This window comes from Sinorhizobium sp. 6-70 (assembly GCF_030124375.1).
Classification (GTDB): domain Bacteria; phylum Pseudomonadota; class Alphaproteobacteria; order Rhizobiales; family Rhizobiaceae; genus Sinorhizobium.
In genome coordinates this window covers 380,135-402,980 of the sequence record NZ_JASKLS010000001.1, presented here as the reverse complement: position 1 = coordinate 402,980, position 22,846 = coordinate 380,135, and the positions used below count along the sequence as shown (strand labels likewise).

Annotated in this window: 20 protein-coding genes and 1 pseudogene; 17 read left to right on the top strand and 4 right to left on the bottom strand. The window is 63.3% G+C overall.

Features of this window, described 5'->3' with window-relative positions:
* Positions 1-69 precede the first annotated feature (69 nt).
* Genes cobA through QN222_RS01880 form a run of 5 tightly spaced genes read left to right on the top strand, consistent with a single transcriptional unit; the run spans position 70 to position 4,982 of the window.
* Positions 70-912 carry a uroporphyrinogen-III C-methyltransferase gene (cobA, locus tag QN222_RS01900; protein WP_283963880.1) on the top strand — a complete coding sequence of 281 codons (843 nt, stop codon included), beginning with the start codon at positions 70-72 and terminating at the stop codon, positions 910-912.
* Positions 909-2,216 carry a cobyrinate a,c-diamide synthase gene (locus tag QN222_RS01895; protein WP_283963881.1) on the top strand — a complete coding sequence of 436 codons (1,308 nt, stop codon included), beginning with the start codon at positions 909-911 and terminating at the stop codon, positions 2,214-2,216. The genes cobA and QN222_RS01895 overlap by 4 nt, the downstream gene beginning before the upstream one ends.
* Positions 2,213-3,214: a threonine-phosphate decarboxylase CobD gene (cobD, locus tag QN222_RS01890; protein ID WP_283963882.1), complete on the top strand. Its 1,002-nt coding sequence runs from the start codon at positions 2,213-2,215 to the stop codon at positions 3,212-3,214. Before QN222_RS01895 ends, cobD begins: the two co-directional genes overlap by 4 nt.
* Entirely contained in the window at positions 3,215-4,198 is a 984-nt protein-coding gene (gene cbiB, locus QN222_RS01885) for an adenosylcobinamide-phosphate synthase CbiB (protein ID WP_283963883.1), read from the top strand.
* Between the two features lie 31 nt (positions 4,199-4,229).
* The gene (locus QN222_RS01880) at positions 4,230-4,982 is read left to right on the top strand and encodes a glycerophosphodiester phosphodiesterase family protein (protein WP_283963884.1); all 753 of its coding nucleotides are present in this window, start codon (positions 4,230-4,232) and stop codon (positions 4,980-4,982) included.
* Between the two features lie 31 nt (positions 4,983-5,013).
* Here QN222_RS01880 and QN222_RS01875 read toward each other — a convergent pair whose 3' ends face one another.
* On the bottom strand, positions 5,014-5,751 hold the full coding sequence (locus tag QN222_RS01875) for a Crp/Fnr family transcriptional regulator (RefSeq protein ID WP_283963885.1): 738 nt from the start codon (positions 5,749-5,751) through the stop codon (positions 5,014-5,016).
* 217 nt (positions 5,752-5,968) lie between these two features.
* Between QN222_RS01875 and hemN the strand changes: the two genes are divergently transcribed.
* The 7 genes from hemN to QN222_RS01840 all read left to right on the top strand — a co-directional run bounded on the left by hemN (position 5,969) and on the right by QN222_RS01840 (position 12,883).
* Complete coding sequence (gene hemN / locus QN222_RS01870) at positions 5,969-7,318, top strand: oxygen-independent coproporphyrinogen III oxidase (protein ID WP_283963886.1); 1,350 nt, start codon at positions 5,969-5,971, stop codon at positions 7,316-7,318.
* Positions 7,319-7,429: 111 nt separating this feature from the next.
* Entirely contained in the window at positions 7,430-7,714 is a 285-nt protein-coding gene (locus QN222_RS01865; protein ID WP_085938953.1) for an acyl carrier protein, read from the top strand.
* Between the two features lie 116 nt (positions 7,715-7,830).
* Positions 7,831-8,307, top strand: coding sequence for a 3-hydroxyacyl-ACP dehydratase FabZ family protein (locus QN222_RS01860; RefSeq protein ID WP_283963887.1), 477 nt, complete (start codon positions 7,831-7,833; stop codon positions 8,305-8,307).
* 2 nt (positions 8,308-8,309) lie between these two features.
* Positions 8,310-9,512 carry a beta-ketoacyl-ACP synthase gene (locus QN222_RS01855; protein ID WP_283963888.1) on the top strand — a complete coding sequence of 401 codons (1,203 nt, stop codon included), beginning with the start codon at positions 8,310-8,312 and terminating at the stop codon, positions 9,510-9,512.
* 13 nt (positions 9,513-9,525) lie between these two features.
* Positions 9,526-10,809 (top strand): beta-ketoacyl-ACP synthase, encoded by a 1,284-nt coding sequence (locus tag QN222_RS01850; protein ID WP_225107172.1) that lies wholly within the window; start codon positions 9,526-9,528, stop codon positions 10,807-10,809.
* A gap of 110 nt (positions 10,810-10,919) precedes the next feature.
* Positions 10,920-11,948, top strand: coding sequence for a zinc-binding dehydrogenase (locus tag QN222_RS01845; RefSeq protein WP_283963889.1), 1,029 nt, complete (start codon positions 10,920-10,922; stop codon positions 11,946-11,948).
* Positions 11,949-11,959: 11 nt separating this feature from the next.
* Positions 11,960-12,883, top strand: coding sequence for a lipid A biosynthesis lauroyl acyltransferase (locus QN222_RS01840; RefSeq protein WP_283963903.1), 924 nt, complete (start codon positions 11,960-11,962; stop codon positions 12,881-12,883).
* Here the strand turns inward: QN222_RS01840 and QN222_RS01835 are convergent, their stop codons facing one another.
* Positions 12,884-15,925 (bottom strand): AAA family ATPase, encoded by a 3,042-nt coding sequence (locus QN222_RS01835; protein ID WP_284005186.1) that lies wholly within the window; start codon positions 15,923-15,925, stop codon positions 12,884-12,886.
* Entirely contained in the window at positions 15,909-17,291 is a 1,383-nt protein-coding gene (locus QN222_RS01830) for a hypothetical protein (RefSeq protein ID WP_283963892.1), read from the bottom strand. The genes QN222_RS01835 and QN222_RS01830 overlap by 17 nt, the downstream gene beginning before the upstream one ends.
* Before the next feature lie 392 nt (positions 17,292-17,683).
* On the opposite strand from QN222_RS01830, the gene QN222_RS01825 reads away from it, so the two are divergent.
* On the top strand, positions 17,684-18,394 hold the full coding sequence (locus QN222_RS01825) for a PAS domain-containing protein (RefSeq protein WP_283963893.1): 711 nt from the start codon (positions 17,684-17,686) through the stop codon (positions 18,392-18,394).
* Between the two features lie 81 nt (positions 18,395-18,475).
* Here the strand turns inward: QN222_RS01825 and QN222_RS01820 are convergent, their stop codons facing one another.
* Entirely contained in the window at positions 18,476-19,141 is a 666-nt protein-coding gene (locus QN222_RS01820) for a hemerythrin domain-containing protein (protein WP_284005184.1), read from the bottom strand.
* 46 nt (positions 19,142-19,187) lie between these two features.
* On the opposite strand from QN222_RS01820, the gene ccoN reads away from it, so the two are divergent.
* The 4 genes and pseudogenes from ccoN (at position 19,188) to ccoP (ending at position 22,665) form a co-directional block, all read left to right on the top strand.
* Entirely contained in the window at positions 19,188-20,807 is a 1,620-nt protein-coding gene (gene ccoN / locus QN222_RS01815; RefSeq protein WP_283963895.1) for a cytochrome-c oxidase, cbb3-type subunit I, read from the top strand.
* A 12-nt stretch (positions 20,808-20,819) separates the two neighbouring features.
* On the top strand, positions 20,820-21,551 hold the full coding sequence (ccoO, locus tag QN222_RS01810; RefSeq protein WP_283963896.1) for a cytochrome-c oxidase, cbb3-type subunit II: 732 nt from the start codon (positions 20,820-20,822) through the stop codon (positions 21,549-21,551).
* 13 nt (positions 21,552-21,564) lie between these two features.
* Positions 21,565-21,714: pseudogene (locus tag QN222_RS01805) on the top strand (cbb3-type cytochrome c oxidase subunit 3); the annotation flags it as partial.
* An 87-nt stretch (positions 21,715-21,801) separates the two neighbouring features.
* Positions 21,802-22,665, top strand: a complete 864-nt coding sequence (gene ccoP, locus QN222_RS01800) for a cytochrome-c oxidase, cbb3-type subunit III (protein ID WP_283963897.1) — start codon at positions 21,802-21,804, stop codon at positions 22,663-22,665.
* Positions 22,666-22,846 lie beyond the last annotated feature (181 nt).

The window sequence follows — 22,846 nt, the reverse complement described above, 5'->3', positions numbered from 1 at the left end:
TCAAAGCAAATTACCTGCCTCGCGGGTTGAATCAGGTCCGCTGTCCAGCGGGACCTCAAGGATCATGCCATGACGGATGCAATTTTTGCCGGTCTACCAGAACTCGAACCCGGTTCCGTCTGGCTGGTCGGCGCCGGACCAGGCGATCCCGGGCTTTTGACGCTGCATGCCGCCAATGCCTTGCGCCAGGCCGATGTCATCGTCCATGACGCACTGGTGAACGGCGATTGCCTGAAGCTCGCCAAACCCGGTGCTGCCCTCGAATATGCCGGAAAGCGCGGCGGCAAGCCTTCGCCGAAGCAGCGCGATATTTCGCTGCGGCTTGTCGAGCTGGCACGCGCCGGAAACCGCGTGCTCCGCCTCAAGGGCGGCGATCCCTTCGTCTTCGGCCGGGGCGGCGAGGAGGCCTTGACACTCGCCGAGCATCACATTCCGTTCCGCATCGTTCCGGGCATCACCGCTGGCATCGGTGGCCTTGCCTATGCCGGCATTCCGGTGACGCACCGCGAGGTCAACCATGCGGTGACGTTCCTGACCGGGCATGATTCCTCGGGCGTTGTGCCGGACCGGATCAACTGGGAAGGCATCGCCAAGGGCTCGCCGGTGATCGTCATGTATATGGCGATGAAGCACATCGGCCAGATTACCGCCAACCTCATGGCTGGCGGCCGCTCGCCGGAAGAGCCGATGGCCTTCGTCTGCAATGCAGCGACACCGGAGCAGTTGGTGCTGGAGACGACGCTTTCGCGCGCCGAAGCCGATGTCGCGGCCTCTGGCCTCGAGCCGCCGGCAATCGTCGTCGTCGGCGAGGTCGTTCGCCTGCGTGCGGCGCTCGACTGGCTCGGCGCACGTGATGGCCGCGTGCTGGCGGCGGATCCCTTCGCAGACCGTGTCCTGCGGGATCGGGCATGAGCGGTCTTCTGATTGCGGCCCCGAGCTCTGGCTCGGGCAAGACCACGGTGACGCTCGGGCTGATGCGGGCACTGAGGCGGCGTGGGATCGCCATCGCACCCGGCAAGGCCGGGCCCGACTATATCGATCCGGCCTTCCACACCACAGCAAGCGGTGAACCCTGCTTCAACTATGATCCCTGGGCGATGCGCCCCGAGCTGCTCGTTGCCAATGCCGCACGGGCGGCGTCCGGCGGCCGCACGCTTGTCGTCGAGGCGATGATGGGGCTTCACGACGGCGCCGCGGACGGCACCGGGGCGCCGGCTGATCTTGCGGCCACGCTCGGCTTGGGAGTGATCCTCGTCGTCGATTGTGCGCGTTTGTCCCATTCGGTCGCGGCGCTGGTGCGTGGTTACGCCGACTACCGCGATGATATCCGCGTCACTGGCGTCATCCTCAACAAGGTGGGCAGCGACCGCCACGAGATGATGCTGCGCGATGCGCTCGACAGGGCAGGTGTGACGATTTTCGGCGTCCTTCGGCAAGATAGCTCGTTGAAGCTGCCGGAGCGGCACCTGGGCCTTGTGCAGGCCGGCGAGCACGGAGGACTGGAACCGTTCATCGACCACGCGGCGGACCTTGTCGAGGCAAACTGCGATCTCGATGCGATGCTGGCTGCCGCAACGCCCTCGCCACCACCGCAGACGGCCAAGTCCGAAATCGCCACTCTGAAGCCGCTCGGCCAACGAATCACCATCGCTCGCGACGTCGCCTTCGCCTTCTGCTACGCGCACCTCGTTGCTGGTTGGCGCGGGCAGGGTGCGGAAATTTCCTTCTTCTCGCCGCTAGACGACGAAGCGCCCGAAAGGGGCGTTGACGCGATCTATCTCCCCGGCGGCTATCCCGAGCTGCACGCCGAAAAACTGGCCGGGGCGACGCACTTCCGCAAGGGCTTGCAAAGCGCCGTGGAGGCGGGCGTGCGTATCTTCGGCGAGTGCGGTGGCTACATGACGCTCGGCGAAGGGCTTGTCGCCGCGGATGGCAGGCGTTACGAAATGCTTGGCCTTTTGCCGCTCGTGACCAGTTTTGCCGAGCGCAAGCGGCATCTCGGCTACCGGCGCGTCGCGCCGCTCGACAACGCATTTTTCGATGGACCGATGACGGCGCACGAGTTCCACTACGCGACCATTGTATCCGAAGGGGCGGCCGAACCGCTCTTCGCGGTCCGTGACGCTGCGGGCAGCGATCTCGGTGATGCCGGCCTCAGGCGGGGGAATGTCGCCGGCTCCTTCATGCATCTCATCGATCTCTCGGGCAGACAATGACCGCTCCCATCCTTCATGGTGGCGGGATCACCGAGGCCGCCGCGCGTTTCGGCGGTACCCCGGCCGATTGGCTCGACCTTTCGACCGGCATCAACCCGTGCCCGGTTTCCTTGCCGGAGATCGATCCCAGCGTCTGGCACCGCCTCCCGGACCGGCATGTCGAGGAGGCGGCGCGGCTTGCCGCGAGCCGCTACTATGGAAGCGGTGACGCCATGCCGCTGCCGGTGCCCGGCACCCAGGCCGCAATCCAGTTGCTGCCGCGACTGGTCGACGCAGGTAGGCGTGCCGCCGTCTTCGCGCCGACCTATGGCGAATACGCCCGCGTGCTGTCTGCTGCCGGCTTCGCGGTCGATCCCGTCCAGCGCGCCGACGATCTTGCCGCCGCGCATGGTGTCGCCGTGGTCGTCAATCCCAACAACCCGACCGGGAGGCTCTTGTCCCCAGAGGAAACCCTTGCCATTGCGGAGGCCATGAAAACGCATGGCGGCTTGCTCGTGGTCGACGAGGCCTTCGGTGATCTCGATCCGGATGCAAGCGTCGCCCGCTATGCAGCGACCTCCGACAATCTCGTCGTGTTCCGTTCCTTCGGCAAGTTTTTCGGCCTCGCAGGACTGAGGCTCGGCTTCGTCATCGCTCGCGCTTCGGTCCTTGCAGCGTTCCGCGAATGGCTCGGTCCCTGGGCGGTCTCCGGCCCGGCGCTCGCCATTTCGGCGAAACTCATGGAAGGTGACACCGAGGCAACCGCGAGGAGCATTGCTGCGCGCAAGGCTGGGCTCGATGTGGTACTCAGAGCAGCCGGCTTGAAGATCGCCGGCGGTACGGGCCTTTTCACTCTGGTCGAGAACGAGAGGGCATGCGAGCTTCATACCGCGCTTTGCAAAGCGCGCATCCTGACGCGCAAGTTCGACTACAACCCGCACTGGCTCAGGATCGGCCTCACCCCGGACGAAAACAGCGATCGGCGCCTTGCCGAAGCTTTGCAGCGGACAGGTGTGTAATTGACTTTTGAAATTTTCCTCATCCTCGTGGTTGCACTGGTCATCGACCGCTTGGTCGGCGATCCAGACTGGCTCTGGGAGCGTGTGACGCATCCGGTCGTCTTCTTCGGCAAGGGGATCGGGATTTTGGACGAGGCGCTCAATCGCGGCAGCGCGGGGCCGGCGGCCCTGAAGATGAGGGGGCTCGCGGCGATCCTGTTTCTGCTCTTGGCAAGCATCGTGGTCGGTGTCGTGTTTCACCGCCTGTTCGATGTGCTAGGTGCCATCGGCTTCCTGCTGGAGGCCATCGTCGTTGCCGTCTTCCTTGCACAGAAGAGCCTCGCCGATCACGTGAAGTGCGTGGCGCAGGCCCTGCGTGAAGACGGGCTTGAAGGCGGCAGGACGGCCGTGTCGATGATCGTCGGCCGCGATCCGAAGACGCTCGACGAGCCCGGTGTCTGCCGGGCCGCGATCGAAAGCCTTGCGGAGAATTTCTCCGATGGGGTCGTGGCGCCCGCCTTCTGGTACGCAATCGCCGGACTTCCGGGCCTGTTCGCCTACAAGATGCTGAATACGGCCGATTCGATGATCGGCCACAAGAGCCCGAAATATCTGCACTTCGGCTGGGCCTCGGCACGGCTGGACGACCTCGCCAATCTGCCGGCTGCGCGCCTTTCGATTTTGCTGGTAGCCGCCGGGGCCTATTTCAAGCGCGGTGCGGAGGCGGCACGGACAGCGATGGATGTCGCGCGACGCGACCACGGCCTCCATCGGTCACCGAATTCCGGTTGGCCCGAGGCGGCGATGGCGGGGGCGCTGGATCTCCAGCTTGCCGGGCCGCGAACCTATGGCGGCGTGAAGGTCGACGAACCGATGATCAACGAACCGGGGCGATCGATCGCGACGCCGGAGGATATCGATGCCGCGGTTTCCGTCTTTTATGGCGCCTGCTCGGCGATGGCGCTGAGCTTTGCCGTCGCGGCTTTGGTCGCGTCGCCGTTCTAAATTTCTTTCTTCGATCCCGGTTGCACCCGTAATGACCGAATTATGGAACGAGACGTGCAAACGCAGGCCGCTCATCGTCGCTCATCGCGCGGGTGCGGCACTCGCCGGTGAGAATACCATCGGTGCTCTCCGTGCAGCAGCGGCGGCGGGCGCCGATGCGATCGAGACGGATGTCCGCCGGACGAGAGATGGGACCTTGGTCTGTGTGCACGACGCCGATCTTCGGCGGCTGTGCGGCGACACGCGCGCGGTGGCAGATCTTGATCTGGTGACGCTCCGGAGCCTACTCCCGGCAGTAACGACTTTAAGTGAAGCCCTTTCCGCCTCACATCCGCTGGGCGTCCTGCTGGACGTGAAGCTGATGGAGGAGCGACATCTCCCGCAGATCATCGGCGAAGTGGTGCTGGCGAATGCGGTCGAGCGGACGCTGCTTGGATTACGTGACACAGGGCTCATCAGTGCCGCGCAAGATATCATGGCGGAGATCGCTGTCCTTGCCTTCCTAGAGAAGCCAGACTCTGCGCCGGAGGCGCGGCGAGCGGGCGCAAGCTGGTTCAGGCTGTGGCAGGGTGATGCGACGGCCGACCGCGCTGCGGCCGTGCGTAATGCGGGCATGCGCCTTGCCGTGATGGTTGGTCAGCCGCGGATGACCCCTCGTGCCGATTACCCGCCGTTTCCTGTCGGTCAGGTCGATCGGCAAGGGCTTGAAAGGCTGCGAACGATAGCACCGGACGCAATTCTTCTCGACGATCCACGTTTGGCCACGGCAGGCGTCTTCAGATAGGGGGCTGACGGCGCAATCCAGTGCCGGTGCATCAATCCATCCCGGCGAAGCGCATCAATCGGTCGGTGTCAGGCACAATGACCCGGCGGCTGTTTTCGATGCGGATCACCCCCTCCTTGCGCAGCTTGGTGATCTGGCGGCTGACCGTCTCGATGGTAAGGCCGAGATAGTCGGCGATATCGGCGCGAGAGAGTGGCAGGTCGAATTCGCTCGCACGGCCATGCTCGGGATCAATGTGGCTGGCGATGAGGTAGAGGAAGCTCGCCACTTTTTCCTGCGCGGTCTTGCGGCCGAGCGTCAGCATCCAGTCGCGTGCCTCGTCGAGCTCCTTCAGGGCCTGCTCGTGCAGCCGGTGCTCCAGGCCAGGCACTTCCGCGACGAGCCGCTCGACCACCGCGCGCGGGAAGGCGCAGATATCGATGCCGGTTGCCGCCTCGGCGCTCAGCGCACTTTCGCGAGTGAACGGCCGGCCCATGAAGTCGGGCGCGAACTGCAGACCGACGATCTGCTGGCGGCCGTCGGAGAGCATCTTGCTGAGCTTTACCACGCCGCGAATGATGTTCGCATAATTGTTGGTCGTTTCGCCCTGGCCGACCATCTCGCTGCCCGGATCGACGCGCCGGCGTGTCGAATGGCGGCTGAGTTCGGTCAACTGGCTCGGCGTGAGTGCGCTGCAGACCCCGCCGTGGCGCGCCTCGCAGGCGGCACAGACGACCGGAATGTCCGAATTATGGATGTCCTTGCGGCTTTGTTCGCTCACGATCTGCAATTCTTCTAGTGCCCCGGTTTGTGTGCCCAAAAGGACCAAAGAGGATTGACGCCCGCAAAGCAAGAGTTGACGGGTGCTAATTCCTGAACCGCGAAACTATGTCTCAGACAAAATTGCGAATCGTCAATTTAAGAGCTGTCTTGCGGCTCACTTGATCAAAATCAAAGGCTGCTGTGGCACGCTGGCTTATCTCTCCGTGACCTGCTTGGAGAGAAAGATGGAAGACGCACTTGTTCTGAAATATGCGGCGCCGGTGCCGCGCTATACCAGTTATCCCACGGCGCCGCATTTTTCCGAAGCGATCGGTAACGCGGAATACGAACGCTGGCTTGGCGCGATCGGCGAGGGCGAGAGCCTGTCGCTTTACGCACATATTCCCTATTGCGATCGTCTTTGCTGGTTCTGCGCCTGCCATACGAAGCAGACGCTGCGTTATGATCCGGTGGCCGACTATTTGACGGGCCTGCACCGGGAGATCGAGGCGATCGGTAAACAGGTGACAGGCGGCGCGCGCGTCACTGCCTTACACCTTGGCGGCGGGTCGCCGACGCTCGTCCGGCCTGACGATCTCATAACGCTGAAGAGCCAGTTCTCGCGGCATTTCACCTTTGCCGGGGATTGCGAGATCAGCGTCGAGATGGACCCGAACGACCTCGACGAGGCACGCCATGATGCCCTTGCGGCGATCGGCATGACCCGGGCGAGCTTCGGCATCCAGGATTTCGATCCGGTCGTGCAGAAGGCGATCAACCGCATCCAGACCTATGAGCAGACGCGCGACGCGATCGAGGCGTCGCGGGCGCGCGGCGTGCATTCCGTCAATTGCGATGTGCTCTATGGTCTGCCGCATCAAACGATGGCAACGCTCGAGCGAACGATCGAGGCCGTGTTGTCGCTCGGCCCCGATCGGGTTGCGCTGTTCGGTTATGCCCATGTGCCGTGGATGAAGAAGCATCAGCAGATGATCCCGGAGGAGAGCCTGCCGGGCGTTGTGGCCCGCTACGCCCAGATGGCGCGGGCGGGGGAGATGCTCGTCGCCGCCGGCTACGAGGCGATCGGCATCGATCATTTCGCGCGGCCCTCGGACACGCTCGCCGCTGCCAGCCGGGAAGGGCGCTTGCGACGAAATTTCCAGGGCTACACCGATGACACGGCAGAAACGCTGATCGGCATCGGGGCTTCGGCGATCGGCCAGTTCCGCGAGGGCTATGTGCAGAACATGCCGGCGACCGGGGAATACCTGCGCCGGGCGGAGCAGGGCGGGCTTGCCGCCGTTCGCGGCTACGCGCTGACACCGGAGGATCGGCTGCGGGCGCGGGTGATCTCGCTCGTCATGTGCGAGTTCGGCTTCTCCTTCGAGCGGATCGAAGCGGAGTTCCCAGTGCTCGCAGCATCGGTCATCGAGGAGGCGCGGCTCTTTCGTGCACGCGATGCCGATGGTTTTTCGACGATCGAGGCCGGCGTCTTCAAGCTGACGGCGCGTGGTCGGCCCTTCGCCCGCTCGGTTGCCGCCGCCTTCGACGCCCATCTTTCCAACGGGCGCGGGCGTCACTCGGTCGCTGTTTAGCAACACCGCATTTTGAATCGCTGAAGCAATCGGCATGGCAAAAGCCAAGAGGCATTGGCTTTTGCCGTGCATTTTTCTATAGGGATCGCCAAGACTCGATTTTCATGAGGTATGCGCGTGACAGCAACATTCGACAAGGTCGCCGATATTATTGCGGAAACCAGCGAGATCGATCGCGAGACGATCAAGCCGGAAAGCCACACGATCGATGATCTAGGCATCGACAGCCTGGACTTCCTCGACATCGTTTTTGCGATCGACAAGGAATTCGGGATCAAGATCCCGCTCGAGCAATGGACCCAGGAAGTCAACGAGGGCAAGGTGTCGACCGAGGAGTACTTCGTGCTGAAGAACCTCTGTGCGAAGATCGACGAACTTCGGGCAGCTAAGGCCTAATTGACCTTCCGCTGACGCGGTTCGACCCGTTTCACGATGCCGCCTGTCGCGTCCCGCGCTTGACAGGCGGCATCGGCGTTTTTACTTGAGCCCGAAACCAACGGGGATCAGCCTTCATGCTCCTTGAGTACTTCCAGATGATCGACCGCGTCGAAACGGTGGATCTTGCGGCGGGCCGCCTGACGGCGCGATCGGTCGTTCCGGAAAAGAGCCCCGTGTTCGAGGGGCATTTTCCGGGTTATCCACTGGTTCCAGGTGTGCTCCTGATCGAGACCATGGCGCAGGCCTCGGGCTTTCTCGTGCTGGCCGCTACGAAATTTGCGGCGATGCCCTTCCTGATGTCGGTCGACGGCGCCAAGATGCGCACTTTCGTAGAGCCCTCCACAGAGCTTGAGATCGAGGCGTCGCTGGAGCATGAAGGATCCGGCTTTGCCGTGACGAAGGCGAAGATCACCTCGGCCGGCAAGAAGATATGCGATGCCCAGTTGAAGCTGAGGACGATGCCGTTCGATCAGGTGCCTCTTGGCGATATCGTTCGCAAGCGCGCCGAGGATCTGGGACTGATGGCCGCCATGGCCGGTTCGGAGAAGTGAAGATGACGAAATCCGCAAACGACGTGGTGATCACCGGCGTCGGCATCGTGACGAGCCAGGGGGTAGGCGTCGAGCCGCATGTGACGTTCTTGAGTGCCGCCGAACCGCCGAGAGTGCGCATCGAGGCCGAACGTTTCGCTCCCTATCCGGTCCATCCGCTGCCGGAAATCGACTGGTCCCAGCAGATCGTCAAGCGCGGCGACCAGCGGCAGATGGAAAACTGGCAGCGCCTCGGCGTCTTTGCCGCCGGTTTGGCACTCGACGACGCAGGGCTCAAGGACAATCTGGATGCCTGCGGCAGCATGGATATGATCGTCGCAGCCGGCGGCGGCGAGCGCGACATCAACGTCGACTCGCTGATCGTGGACGAAGGCCTGAAGCGCAACGACCGAGAGCAGCTCCTCAACGAGAAGCTGACGACGGAACTGCGTCCGACGCTCTTCCTGGCCCAGCTCTCCAACCTGCTCGCCGGCAATATTTCCATCGTCCACAAGGTGACGGGCTCTTCGCGCACCTTCATGGGCGAGGAGGCCGCCGGCATTTCTGCCTTCGAAACTGCCTTCGCGCGCATCAAGGCCGGCCAGTCGACCCATACGCTCGTGGGCGGCGCATTTTCGGCCGAGCGCATCGATATCATCCTGCTGATCGAAGCTATTCAGGGCTGCGCGGTTGGCGACTGGCATCCGATCTGGTCGCGCAAGCCGGAGGACGGCGGCGGCCTCATCCTCGGCTCGGTTGGCGCATTCCTCGTACTCGAATCACGCCAATATGCCGAGGCGCGCGGCGCCCGCATCTATGCCTCGATCGAGGCCGTTAGTGGCGATCGCGGCAGCCGTCAGGATGGGAGGCTGGAGGCACGTCTTGCCGATCTCGCGGCACCGGCGGCCGCGTTCGATCCGCAGTCCACCATCGTCTTTTCCGGCACCACCGGTTTCCACGACCTTGCTCGCCGCGAGAAGGCCTTTCTGGAAACCGAACTCGCCGGTCGGCCGATCCGCGCCTATGGCGGTCTCGTCGGGCATGGCATCGAGGCACAGTTTCCGGTGGGCCTGGCGCTTGCGGCGCTCTCGCTCGGCCACGCCGCCAAGGTCCCGCCCTTCGATCCCGATGCTGAAACCGTGATGACGGTGCCGGCCAAGACGGCGGTCGTGACGACGATCGGCCACGCCCGCGGCGAAGGTGTCGCCGTGCTTTCTGCGGAATAAGGGGGCTCGAACCATGAGCAAGGCATATACGGATCATCTCGGCCGCCCGATCGTCGCCGTTACCGGCATGGGCGTCATCACCTCGCTGGGCCAAGGGCTCGAAGATAACTGGGCGGCGCTTTCCGGCGGCGTTTCCGGCATTCACAAGATCACCCGCTTCCCGACCGAGGGCCTTTCGACCCGCATCAGCGGCACTGTCGATTTCATCGAGCTGCCAGCGGAAAACGCAGTCGAGCGCTCCTATGCGATGGCGCGCGAGACGACACTTGAGGCTCTGGCGCAGGCCGGTCTCTCCGGCGATTTCAACGGTCCGCTGTTCCTGGCTGCCCCGCCGATCGAACCGGAATGGAGCGCACGCTTCGAGCTTGCCGACCGGTCGCCACCGTCCGAGCGGCCGGGCGACGCCTACAACCGCTTCCTCGCAGCAATGCGGCAGAAGGCGGATCCGGTGTTTCACGAGGCCGTACTCTTCGGCTCGATCTCGGAGCGTCTCGCCGACCGTTTTGGTACGCGCGGCCTGCCGGTCACGCTTTCGACGGCCTGCGCTTCCGGTGCGACCGCGATCCAACTCGGCGTCGAAGCAATCCGCCAGGGCCGCACCGATCGCGCCTTGACGGTCGCAACGGACGGCTCGGTCAGCGCCGAAGCACTGATCCGCTTCTCGCTGCTTTCCGCGCTCTCGACCCAGAACGATCCGCCGGAAAAAGCATCGAAACCCTTCACCAAGGACCGCGACGGCTTCGTCATCGCGGAAGGGGCCGCGACGCTCGTGCTTGAATCACTGGAGGCGGCGATTGCCCGCGGTGCGCGCGTCTACGGCATCCTCAAGGGTTGCGGGGAGAAGGCCGACCTCTTCCACCGCACACGCTCGTCTCCGGACGGCGGCCCGGCGATCGCGACGATCCGCGCCGCACTCGAGGACGCCGGCATCGACGAGAGCGGCATCGGCTACATCAATGCCCACGGCACTTCGACGCCGGAGAACGACAAGATGGAATATCTGTCGATGTCGTCCGTCTTCGGCGAGCGCCTGCCGACGATCCCGGTTTCGTCGAACAAGTCGATGATCGGCCATACGCTGACGGCGGCCGGTGCGGTCGAGGCGGTCTTCTCGCTGCAGACGATGCTGACCGGGACGCTGCCGCCGACGATCAACTACCAGAACCCTGATCCGGCGATCGTTCTCGATGTCGTGCCGAATGTGAAGCGCAGCCAGCAGGTCACTGCCGTGCTGTCGAACTCCTTCGGCTTCGGTGGTCAGAACGCCAGCCTTGTCATGACTGCCGAGCCGGCGTAAACCCACGGCCCACAACGAATAACGCGGGATGAGGAAAGTGCGAGCGGCTCTCCGCCTGCATCCCGCGTAAAATCTTTGGAATCTATGCCGTTTTCGGCAAAGGAAAGACCATGCGCGCCCTGCAACTGCTCGATGACCGCAAGCTTGAAATCACCGATCTTCCGGAGCCGGAAGCGCCGGGTCCCGGTGAAGTTACGCTTCGCGTCAAGGCCGTCGCGCTCAACCATATCGACGTCTGGGGCTGGCGGGGCATGGCCTTTGCCAAGCGCAAGATGCCGCTGGTGATCGGGGCGGAAGCGTCCGGCGTGGTCGCGAGCATCGGCCCCGGCGTTGCGAATGTCCTGCCCGGACAGCTCGTCTCGATCTACGGCGCGCGCACCTGTGGGCTCTGCCGCCCGTGCCGCGAGGGTCGTGACAATCTCTGCGAACATGTGGGCGGGGTGCACGGCTTCCATCTCGACGGATTCGCGCAGGAACTGGTGAACCTGCCGTCGCGGCTGCTCGTTCCGGCACCTCCGGGCGTCGATGCCGTCGGTGCGGCGCTCGCGCCCGTCACCTTCGGTACGGTCGAGCACATGCTCTTCGACAATGCCAAGCTCGAACCCGGCGAAACGATCCTCGTCCATGCCGGAGGCTCCGGCATCGGCACGGCTGCGATCCAGCTTGCCAAGAAGATCGGCTGCACGGTCATCACCACGGTCGGCTCGGACGACAAGATCGATAGGGCGAAGGCGCTCGGCGCCGATCATGTGATCAACTATCGCACCGACCGCTTCGAGGGTGTGGTCCGCAAGCTCACCAAGAAGAAGGGCGTCGACGTGGTCTTCGAACATGTCGGCAAGGACACCTGGGCAGGCTCGATGCTGTCGATGAAGCGGGGCGGGCGCCTCGTCACCTGCGGCTCAACGTCCGGTGTCTCGACCGACATGAACCTGATGATGCTCTTCCAGCAGCAGTTGAAGCTGCTCGGTTCCTTCGGCTGCCGCATGGAAAACATGGCGAACGCGATGCAGAAGATGGGCCGTGGGCTGGTGCATCCGGTGATCGATACGGAAGTCGGCTTCAACGATATCGACCGCGCTCTGGAGCGGATGGAGTCGCGTCAGGTCTTCGGCAAGATCATCCTTCGGATGGACTGAACATCGTGCGGATGCTGATCACACGGCTGGTGCTGGCCGCCAACCATTTTCGGCAATGGACGATTGCACAGCTCGTATTCCTGCTGCTGACCGTTCTTAAGCTCTTCCCGGCGGATGCGGCGATCAACTTCATGGACCGCGTCGCTCGCTGGATCGGCCCGAAGACCGGGAGGTACAAGCTGACGCTCACCAATCTGCGCAACGCCTTTCCGGAAAAGAGCGAGGCTGAGTTGCAGGAGATCGCGCTCGACAGTTGGGGCAATATGGGTCGGATGGCGGCGGAATACGTCTTCCTCGACCAGCTTTTCGATTTCGACCCGTTTCGTCCGGAGCCGGGCAGGGTGGAAGTCTCTGGCATCCCGCTGTTCCTTGACCTGCGCGACAATCCGCGCCCCTTCATCGTCTTTACCGCCCATAGCGGCAACTTCGAAATGCTGCCCGTTGCGGGCTCGGCTTTCGGGCTCGAGGTCACCGTCCTCTTCCGCCCGCCGAACAATCCCTACATGGCCGAGAAGGTGTTTGAATTCCGCAAGGCGCGGATGGGCAATCTCGTACCCTCCCATGCCGGTTCCTCCTTCGCGCTCGCCCGTCAGCTTGAGCGCGGTGACGGTGTCGGCGTTCTGGTCGACCAGAAGTTCCGAAAGGGATTGAAGACGAAGTTCTTCGGTCGCGACGTTCAGACCAACCCGCTGCTTGCCAAGCTCGTCCGTCAGTTCAACTGCGAGGTCTATCCCGCTCGCTGCATCCGTCTGCCCGGCGGTCGGTTTCGGCTGGAGCTCGAACCGGCGATTGCGATCCCGCGCAGGGCGGACGGCAGCGTCGATGTCAATGCGACGGCGCAGATGCTGAACGACAAGGTCGAGAGCTGGGTCCGCGAATATCCGGGCCAATGGCTCTGGTATCACGACCGCTGGAACATCAAGCGCAGTCTCTAGTCAACGCCCGCTCGCCCAAAGCGCCGCCTTGTTTCGCAACGCGCGGTCCCGTGCGGTCCGCATCGAGGCGGCCGCGCCCTCGGCGTCGCCCGCCGCAGACAGGAGCATTGCCCGCGACCTCGCCAGTAGCGGCTCGAACTGAGCCTCGCCAAAGCGCGCCACCCGCTCGTCATGGCGGTCGAGTAGCGCGCCTGCGTCGGCCAGGCGCCCGACCGCCACGTAGGCGTCGGATAGCAGGCCGGCAAAATAGGCCTGCCAGTTCTCGAAGCCGGTCATCGCCCAGAGGCCGGCGCCTTCTTCCATCTGGTGGATGCCCGTATCGATGGCGCCTCGTTTTACCTTCGCCCAGCCCTGGCAGATCATCGACATGGCAAGAAATTCGGGAAAGCCCTGTTGGCTCGCGAATTCGATGCTCTCCTCGCTGTAGCGTGACGCAGTGCGCACGTCGTCGCGCAGCATGGCGGTGACGAAGTTGGCGAGCAGCGCGAACCCGTAGGCATGCGGGCGCCTGACCAGCTTTGCGAGTTCGAGCGCCGCCTTTGCATGCTCCGCGCCCGCGGTCGCGTTGCCCATGACGGTGTGCGTCAGCCCGAGATAGAACTGGCCGAAAACGCCGAATTCCTTGAGAAAGCGCATGTAGAATTCGCGGTGGAGCGTCGGGCTGTAGCGCCCGACGGTGGCGCTCAGGTGTTCGAGCGCCGCCGGATTGTCGCCGCGATGCCAGGCGACAAGGCCGCGCATCGTATGCGCGCTGAGATAGGCTGCATCCGATGGCTCGGCTTCCAGTATCGCGAAAATCTCGTCCGTTACCCGGTCGGCCTCGGCGAGCCTGCCGCAAGCCCAGTCATGCAGGGCGGTGTTGTAGATGACAGGGATCAGGTTGTCCGGCTTGTCGCGGCCGCGCAGCAGTTCCAGTGCACGCGCCTGAGCGGTGCCGAAGGCCGGGCTGCCCGGGCCGCGGGTGACCATCAGCGTCGGACCCTCGATAGCCCTGAGCCGCAGTTCGAGATCGTCGCGCTCGCCGCCAGCCGGCAACAGCTCCGTCGCTGCCAGGCCGCGGGTGATATGCGCCAGCGCCTCCGCCGCACTGCCTTCCCCGGCGGCTGCCATGGCGGCCGTCAGGCGCCACTCGGCCGACTCCCGGTTGCGTGCGGCTGCAAGCAGGTGTTCGGCGAGCACCTCGGCGTTGATCCGGCGCCCGCCCTTGTCCGAGAGCATTGCATCGGCCACGCGGCCGTGCAGCCGGCGCCGCTCGGCAGTGCTCAGCGATCCGTATACGGCGTCCTGTACCAAGGCATGCTTGAAGCTCGCGGCCGGCTGACTTCCGGATCCCGCGCCGCGGTGAGCGATGTCGGCGGCTTCGAGGGTGGCAAGCGCCTTGTCGAAGGTCGTCCGACCGAGGGCCGACAGGGAGCGCACCAGTTGCAGGTCGAAGACGCGTCCGACAGTCGCGCCGATCCTTGCGACCTTCTGGGCGTGAGGATTGAGGCGGTCGAGCTTGTTCTGCACAAGCCCCCCGAGCGTCAGGGGTACGTCACGCCGCTCCTCCGGGCCTTCGGCCTTCTCTCTGGCGCCGAGGTTTTCCGCAAGCATCGAGGCATATTCCTCGACGAAGAGCGGGACCCCATCGGATTTTTCGACGATGACATTGAGTGTTTCGTCATCCATGCCGGCAGCAAGGCCGGTCGCCCTCGCGAGTTCTACGGACTGCTCATCGCTCAACCGGTCAAGTGGCACGATCTCGCCGAGTGCGTTCAATCGACCGGCGAATGGACCCTCTGGCCGCGTCGTGCTGAGCACCGTGCAGGCATGGTTCGCGGCGTTCCTCACCAGGTTTTCCAGGAACTGCGCCGACGTCGGATCGATCCAGTGCACGTCCTCGAAGACCAGCAGCAGCGGGTGGCCGGGCACCGCCGTGCTGAACACTTTCTTCGACAATATCTGGAAGGCCATGCGCCTCTTGAGCAGCATGCCGATATCGGCATTCGCTTCCTGTTCCGGACCGCTCGACGCCACGACGTCCATCAGCACGGCGGTCTGCTCCTCGTCCGTCTGCCAGGCCGATTGGAATAGCCGCCGAAGCTTGTCGCGCCGGACGTCGCGCGGATCGTCGGCGTTCACGCCGGACACCCAGTCGAGATAGTCCTTCACCGGATGAAGCGACGAAAACTGATGGGCCGGCGAGCACTGCAGCGAAAGATAGCGGACGCTCTCCTGTGCCTCGTCGTGTCGGAGCACGTCGATCAGCCGCGACTTGCCGATGCCGGGTTCGCCGACCAGAACCGCGGCGCCACCTGACCCGCCGGCAGCGCGCGCTGTCATCTGGCGCAAGAGTGCGAGTTCTCGGTCGCGGCCGACGAGCGGCGTGCGACGCTCGCCGCGCAGCCTTGCGAATCCGCCAGGCCCCTGGCGCTGCCGCGGCGGCAGCCTGAAGACGGTCTCCCGCTGCTCGAACCCCTTCAGGTTCTGCGGGCCGAGATCCTCGAAGTCGAATGCCTTTCCTGCGAGCTTGCGCGTGGCAGCGCAAACGATCGCCGTGTTCGCCGAGGCAAGCACCTGCAGGCGTGCCGCCTTGTTCAGGCAGGCGCCGACGACGTTCTCGCCGTAGTGATCGCCCGGCTTCTGGTGAATGATGACGCGCCCCGTCGCGATGCCGATCCGGGCCTCGAGCCGGGCGCCGGCGAGCTTGCGATTGAGCCGCTCGAGGTTCTGCAGGATCGCCCATGCGGCCTGTACGGCCCGCAACGGATCGTCCTCCGTGCCGCGTGGATAGCCGAAATAGCTGATCACGCCATCGCCGAGATAGTTCGCGACCGTGCCGTCCTGGGTCCGCGTCGCCTCGGTGCAGAGGTTGTGGTAGATGCGCAAGAGGTCGCTGAACGCCTCGGGCCCGTGTTCTTCGAGGAGCGCGGTCGAACCGACGAGATCAGCGAACATCACGGTCAGCTGCCGGTGCTGCGAGGGCGTCTCGGACGGCTCCGCCGCTCCCAGGGCCATCAGCGCGCCGATCCGGTCGCTCGGATGACTAGTGGACGTCGACATGTTCTTGAACGAAGAGGTCGTTGCCCGCCGCGGCGTCGTAGGCGCTGAGGGCAAACATGATCAACATGTCGTAGTCGAGGGCAACCGCGTTCTCGTTGTCATTCTGCGGCTTCGAGCCGGGCCTGTTCTGGAACCAGCGCGCCCACATCTCGGAACCCGGCGGATACATCGGAAAGAGTGTTCCCTCGCGCGGAAATGCCTTGTTCGGCGACGGATACAAGTTGGCAACAAATGGAAACTGCGCGGTGCCGTGACAGCTGAGACACGACGACGCCGGCTGCACGGGAACCAGATTGCCGTTGGTCAGAAGTACGTTGTGCCGTTCCGAGACATCGATCGGGCCGGATAACCGGCCGCCCCAACCGAGGGAAGAGATCGCGTAGGCGGGCGCCTTCTGGTTGATCCATGTCTCCTGCAGGGGGCCGCCCTTCGGATCCGTGCCGTTCGGTTCGCGCGCGAAAGCCGGATCGTTACCCCACATGGCGCCGAGCGGGACAAGCTTGTCCCAGGTGGTCGCGCCGGGAGCGTCCTTGTCGTAGACATAGGTGACGAAGACCCAGCCCGTCTGCGGCGAGGCGATCGTGTCTTTCACGATGATGTCGAACTGCAGCACCCGGAGTGGCACGACCACCGCCTTGGCGTTGGTGTAGGGATTGTAGTCAGGTCCCTGGAGTGACTCGACCGTCGGACGGTAGACGTTCCAGATCGCGGAATCCTCCACCACAGGCCATTGCTGCGGCGTCGGTGTCACCGCCGCCGCCTTCACCACCATCCCGCCCTCGGGGAAGGAGACCGCCTTTCGGTTCGGCTTGAATGGATCGTCCCAGAGTTTCCTCAGCATCGTGGCGGAGAGGGCATCGTAGTAGATGACCGTGTGGTTCTGCAGATTAACCGTCAGGCCGAAGTCCTGAAACGTTTCCTTCGTGATGATCTGGCCGGAAAAGGAGCCCAGGATGGCTTCCTGTCCGCTCTCAGGATCGGTGACGCCGTTCGGGCCTGTCGTGCCGGCGCCCTGCCAGATCATTCCGTACCAGCCGTTGGCTGCCGGGTCCCATGTGTCCGGCGCATCGATCATCGCCCGCATGTTTGGCTCGAGGTGGGCCTTCAGCTTTGCAACATAGTCGCTGGCGTTTTGGATGTTCAGCGGCGCGCGCGGCGCAACCGTGAACCATTTGTTGTCGGTCGTTTCCGGATAGTTGTAGTTCAAGCTGCGATAGGGACCGCTCCATTCGCTTTCTTGAGGGTAGAGACCATTGTTCGAGGCGTATGGATCCGCCGCCGATGCCGGCAAGAACCACAGCGTTGCCTGCACAAATATCGCGAGCGCTGAAATCCGAATGCAATGCCGATGAAGTTCCCGCGTCATGCGTGCCCCCTCGATCCGGACTTATTCACGGCTTGCAATGTACCACGGAAGATCACGCGCGCCAGCGCGATCTTCAACTGGAGGAGGTGGCGATAAATATCGCTGTCCCGACGCGCTTTCGAAGGCCCGCGCCCTGCGCCCGGTGCCTCCCGACGCTGCCATCATCCGAGGATGCCCGGGCTCGCTCGTTCCGGCTTTCTCCTGTTGAACGATGCAGCAATGCGTGTAAACTCATCGTTGTGGTTTGGGGCTACTGCAAGCGCTCTGGGTAATGAGCGCAGCGCGGATTCGCGTGGCATTGAGGGGAAATCATCAAAACCTAAGTCTATCTGCAACACCGACTATCTTGAAGTGCATCGACGCGGCATTGCCGTGGGGAATGGGGATTCGAATTGAACGCACTGATTGAGCTGTTCTGGTTCAAGTATTCACAGTTGCAGTATGCCGTTAAAGCGGCGGACGAACATCTGATCGGGATTCTGGATCGTGAGCTCGATCCTATTCTGAAGGCGGTTTACGACCAGAGGGCGACGAGCGTAGAGGACGCCCGCCTGCAATTTCACTTCCTGATCGACATCATGCGCGCCGAGTCGGGCGACATGTCCAGCGTTTTGCGCCATTCAAAGTTGCTTCAATCCCTGATCGATCGCTATTTCGCGGCGACAGGAGTGGCGGATCTCGCCGGTTTCGATCTCGACCACCGGGCGAGATTGCCCAGCAAGGGGCTCGCCGACGAGGGACTGCTCAACGAGGCGATCCTCGACTGCCTTACTGACCGAATCGCCGTGATCACGCCTGACTACCGCTATCTCTACACCAACCCGGCGAATGCGACCCATCTCGAAAGCAGGCCGATGGACCTCATCGGGCGGCATATCGTCGAATTCATCGGTCTCCAGCGCTTCGAACAGCGGGTGAAGTCTTATCTCGACCGTTGCTTCGGGGGCGAAGTCGTCGACTACACTTTTGCCAAGAATGTCGATGCGCGCACCGTGGTCGTTCGCTGTCGCATGACGCCGTGCCTGTCGAGCAACGGCAAGCTGATCGGGGCGATCCTGGTCATCCAGGAGCATGCGGACCGACGCAGGGCGATAGCGGCCTGAGCGCAGCAAGTAAAAGGGCTACAGCGTCCTTTGCGCGTCTGATGAGACGCGCATCTCCGTAGGGAAACAGGCGGGTAGGAATCACACCGCCGGTTTGCCACCGAGGTGCTGGATGAGAATCCCCCGCAGGCATTCCTGCTCGAAGCTGATGTGCCGTCGCACACTGGTGAAGAAGCCGCGCAACATGTAGCCGGCGGTTTCCGCATTAACCGTCCTGTCGGCCGCGCCCAGGCGATCGAGCATTTCGGTCAGTTCCTCGGCGAAACACTCATCTTCGCAATGCTCGTATTTCAGGCGCTCCAGCAGAGCTTGCACGGACGTGTCGCCTGCGAAGCGTTGCTCGATCCAGGCAAAAACCCGCCGTTCCTCGCCAGCATGGAGATCCCGGATCATCGGTCCGATCACCTTCGCCGCGTAGGCACAGGTCTCGCGGTTGATCTCTTCCGGGAGGCTGTCGGCGATCGCTTCCAGGCTGTCGCAGAGCGCCAGCTGGTCATGATGAGCGCCGGCCAGCCAGGCCAGCGGTTCGACCGGCGGTTCTCCTGATGCAGGAGGCCGCGCTCCGCTCGATAGCGTTCGGCCGTTGATCTTTACTCTCATGTGTTCGGGCCCTTCCCACCATCGCCTCACGTTCAAGCCTCCATGCTCGCAAGGATGCGTCGAAGCGCCGGGGCCAGCCTTGATCTGAATCAAGGTTGGCGACGAGCGATTCTGACAGATCAGGGCAGGTTGCGGCGGCGTGCGCATTTCGGTGCGCTGTCGTCGACGATTTGGGAAAGTTGGGGATCCAACCATGAAATATACATTCGAGATGATCGTGCTCGGGGTCGGCGCCTTCCTGGCGCTGGTTGGAGCCGGCTTCGCACAAGACCGCCTTTTCGGCGCGCATATGTGGGTATTGTTCTTCGCGCTGCTTGGCGGAACGATCGTGCTCCTGCGGCGGATCGAGTTCCGCCCGGCGGTGGCGGGTGGGGCGCCGCCGCAATCGGAATATTTCGACGAAGTCGTGAAATACGGCGTCATCGCCACGGTATTCTGGGGCGTCGTCGGCTTCCTGGTCGGCGTCATCGTGGCGCTGCAGCTCGCATTCCCGGACCTCAACATCGAGCCATGGTTCAACTTCGGCCGCATGCGGCCGCTCCACACTTCGGCTGTCATCTTCGCCTTCGGCGGCAACGCGCTGATCGCCACCTCCTTCTATGTCGTCCAGCGCACCAGCCGTGCACGTCTCTTCGGCGGCAATCTCGGCTGGTTCGTGTTCTGGGGCTATCAGCTCTTCATCGTGCTGGCGGCAACCGGCTACCTGCTCGGCATCACCCAGAGCCGCGAATACGCCGAACCTGAATGGTATGTCGATCTCTGGCTGACGATCGTCTGGGTCGCCTATCTCATCGCCTTCCTCGGCACGATCCTCGTGCGCAAGGAACCGCATATCTACGTGGCGAACTGGTTCTATCTCGCCTTCATCGTCACCATCGCCATGCTTCACATCGTCAACAATCTGGCGGTGCCGGTCTCCTTCCTCGGCTCGAAGAGCTATTCGGCCTTCTCGGGCGTCCAGGATGCGCTGACGCAGTGGTGGTACGGGCACAACGCCGTCGGCTTCTTCCTGACGGCCGGCTTCCTGGCGATGATGTACTACTTCATCCCCAAGCAGGTGAACCGCCCGATCTATTCCTACCGGCTGTCGATCATCCACTTCTGGGCGCTGATCTTTATGTACATCTGGGCCGGTCCGCACCACCTCCACTTCACCGCGCTGCCCGACTGGGCGCAGACGCTCGGCATGGTCTTCTCCGTGATGCTCTGGATGCCCTCCTGGGGCGGCATGATCAACGGCCTGATGACGCTTTCGGGCGCCTGGGACAAGATCCGCACCGACCCCATCGTGCGCATGTTGATCATGGCCGTCGCCTTCTACGGCATGGCGACCTTCGAAGGTCCGATGATGTCGATCAAGACGATAAACTCGCTCAGCCACTACACGGACTGGACCATCGGCCACGTGCATTCCGGCGCGCTTGGCTGGAACGGGCTCATCACCTTCGGCGCGATCTACTACCTCGTTCCGAAGCTCTGGAACCGCGAGCGGCTCTACAGCGTGCGCATGGTCAACTGGCACTTCTGGCTCGCCACCCTCGGCATCGTCGTCTACGCCTCCGTCATGTGGGTTGCCGGCATCCAGCAGGGCCTGATGTGGCGCGAATACGACGACCAGGGCTTCCTCGTCTATTCCTTCGCGGAATCGGTCGCGGCCATGTTCCCCTACTATGTGCTGCGTGCCGCTGGCGGTGGGCTGTTCCTCGCCGGGGCGCTGCTCATGGCCTTCAACGTAACAATGACGATCCTCGGACGCGTGCGCGACGAAGCCCCGATCCTCGGTGCGACGCCGGTGCCGCAGCCTGCGGAATAGGAGGACAGACCCATGTCCATTCTCGACAAACACACCATACTCGAACGCAACGCCACGCTCCTCCTGGTCGGCTCGCTGCTCGTCGTCTCGATCGGCGGCATCGTGGAAATTGCGCCGCTCTTCTATCTCGAAAACACCATCGAGAAGGTTGAAGGCATGCGGCCCTATTCGCCGCTGGAGCTTGCCGGACGCGACATCTATGTCCGCGAAGGCTGCTATGTCTGCCACAGCCAGATGATCCGGCCGTTCCGCGACGAGGTCGAGCGCTACGGGCATTACTCGCTCGCCGCGGAGTCGATGTACGACCACCCGTTCCAGTGGGGCTCGAAGCGCACCGGGCCGGACCTCGCCCGCGTCGGCGATCGCTATTCCAACGAATGGCACGTCCAGCACATGACCGAGCCGCGCTCGGTTGTTCCGGAATCGGTGATGCCGAGCTACGCCTTCCTGAAGGAAACGCCGCTCGAGGTGACGAACGTCGCCATGAACCTCAAGGCCAACAGGGCGGTCGGCGTCCCCTATACGGACGAGATGATCGACAACGCGGCGGCGGACCTCAAGGCGCAGGCCGATCCCAATGCCGACACGGCCGGCATCGAGGCGCGCTATCCGAAGGCCAAGCTCGGCGATTTCGACGGTGACGCGCAAAGGCTGACGGAGATGGATGCGCTCATTGCCTATCTCCAGATGCTCGGCACGCTCGTCGACTTCTCCACCTACGACGACACCACCGGCTATCGCTAAGGAGGGAACCGACATGGAAACCTACACGTTCATGCGTCATTTCGCCGACAGCTGGGGCCTCCTCGCCATGGTGGTCTTCTTTCTCGGCGTTGTCGCTTTCGTCTTCCGGCCGGGTGCCAAGAATGCCGCCGATCGGGCCGCTTCCATACCCTTCGATCACGATGTGATCGACACGCGAAGATCCGAGCGGCATGCGGGCGGAAAACCGCTGCACACTTTTCCTCATGCCGCTCGAAAGGAGGATTGACCGATGGCGGACAAACATATTGACGAGATCAGCGGCGTCGAGACCACCGGTCACGAGTGGGACGGCATTCGCGAACTCAACAACCCGATGCCGCGCTGGTGGGTCTACAGCTTCTATGCGACGATCCTCTGGGCAATCGGCTACGCAATCGCCTACCCCTCGTGGCCGATGCTGACAGAAGCGACTAAGGGCGTGCTCGGCTATTCGAGCCGCTCCGAGGTTAGCGTCGAGCTCGCCAACGCCAAGGCGGCACAGGCGGGCAACCTGGTGCGGATCGCTTCGAGTTCGCTCGACGAAATCATTGCCGATCCGGAATTGCAGCAGTTTGCCGTTTCGGCCGGCGCTTCCGCCTTCAAGGTGAACTGTGCGCAGTGCCACGGCTCGGGCGCCGCCGGCGGGAAAGGCTTCCCCAACCTCAACGACGACGACTGGCTCTGGGGCGGCAAACCCGATGAGATCTACCAGACGATCGCGCACGGCATTCGTCATGACGCTGACGGCGAGACTCGCGTCTCCGAGATGCCGTCCTTTGCGGAGATGCTCGACCCTGAGCAGACGAAACAGACGGCGGCCTATGTCGTGAGCCTCACAGCCACCCCATCGAACCCCGAGCTGGTCGAGCCGGGCAAACAGCTCTTCGCCGACAATTGCGCTTCGTGCCACGGCACCGACGCGAAAGGCAGCCGCGAGATGGGCGCACCCAATCTTGCGGACGCGATCTGGCTGAAAGGCGAGGGCGAGCAGGCGATCATCAACCAGATGAAGGCGCCGAAACACGGCGTCATGCCCGCCTGGCTGCCTCGCATTGGCGATACGACGGTCAAGCAGCTTGCCGTCTTCGTCCACTCGCTTGGAGGCGGGGAATAGAGCAGGCCTTCACGGCTGAGGGGCGAGGGGCCCCGCGTCTTACAAGGACGTTGGGCCTTTTTGTTGCGAGCGTAACCGGGACGTTGGACTCGCCATTGCTGCCGGTTCGGTTCATCATCAATGGGAACCCTCACCGGGTATTGGCGTTCTGGCTATGCGCCGGAGCGCGGCGCGAGAAACG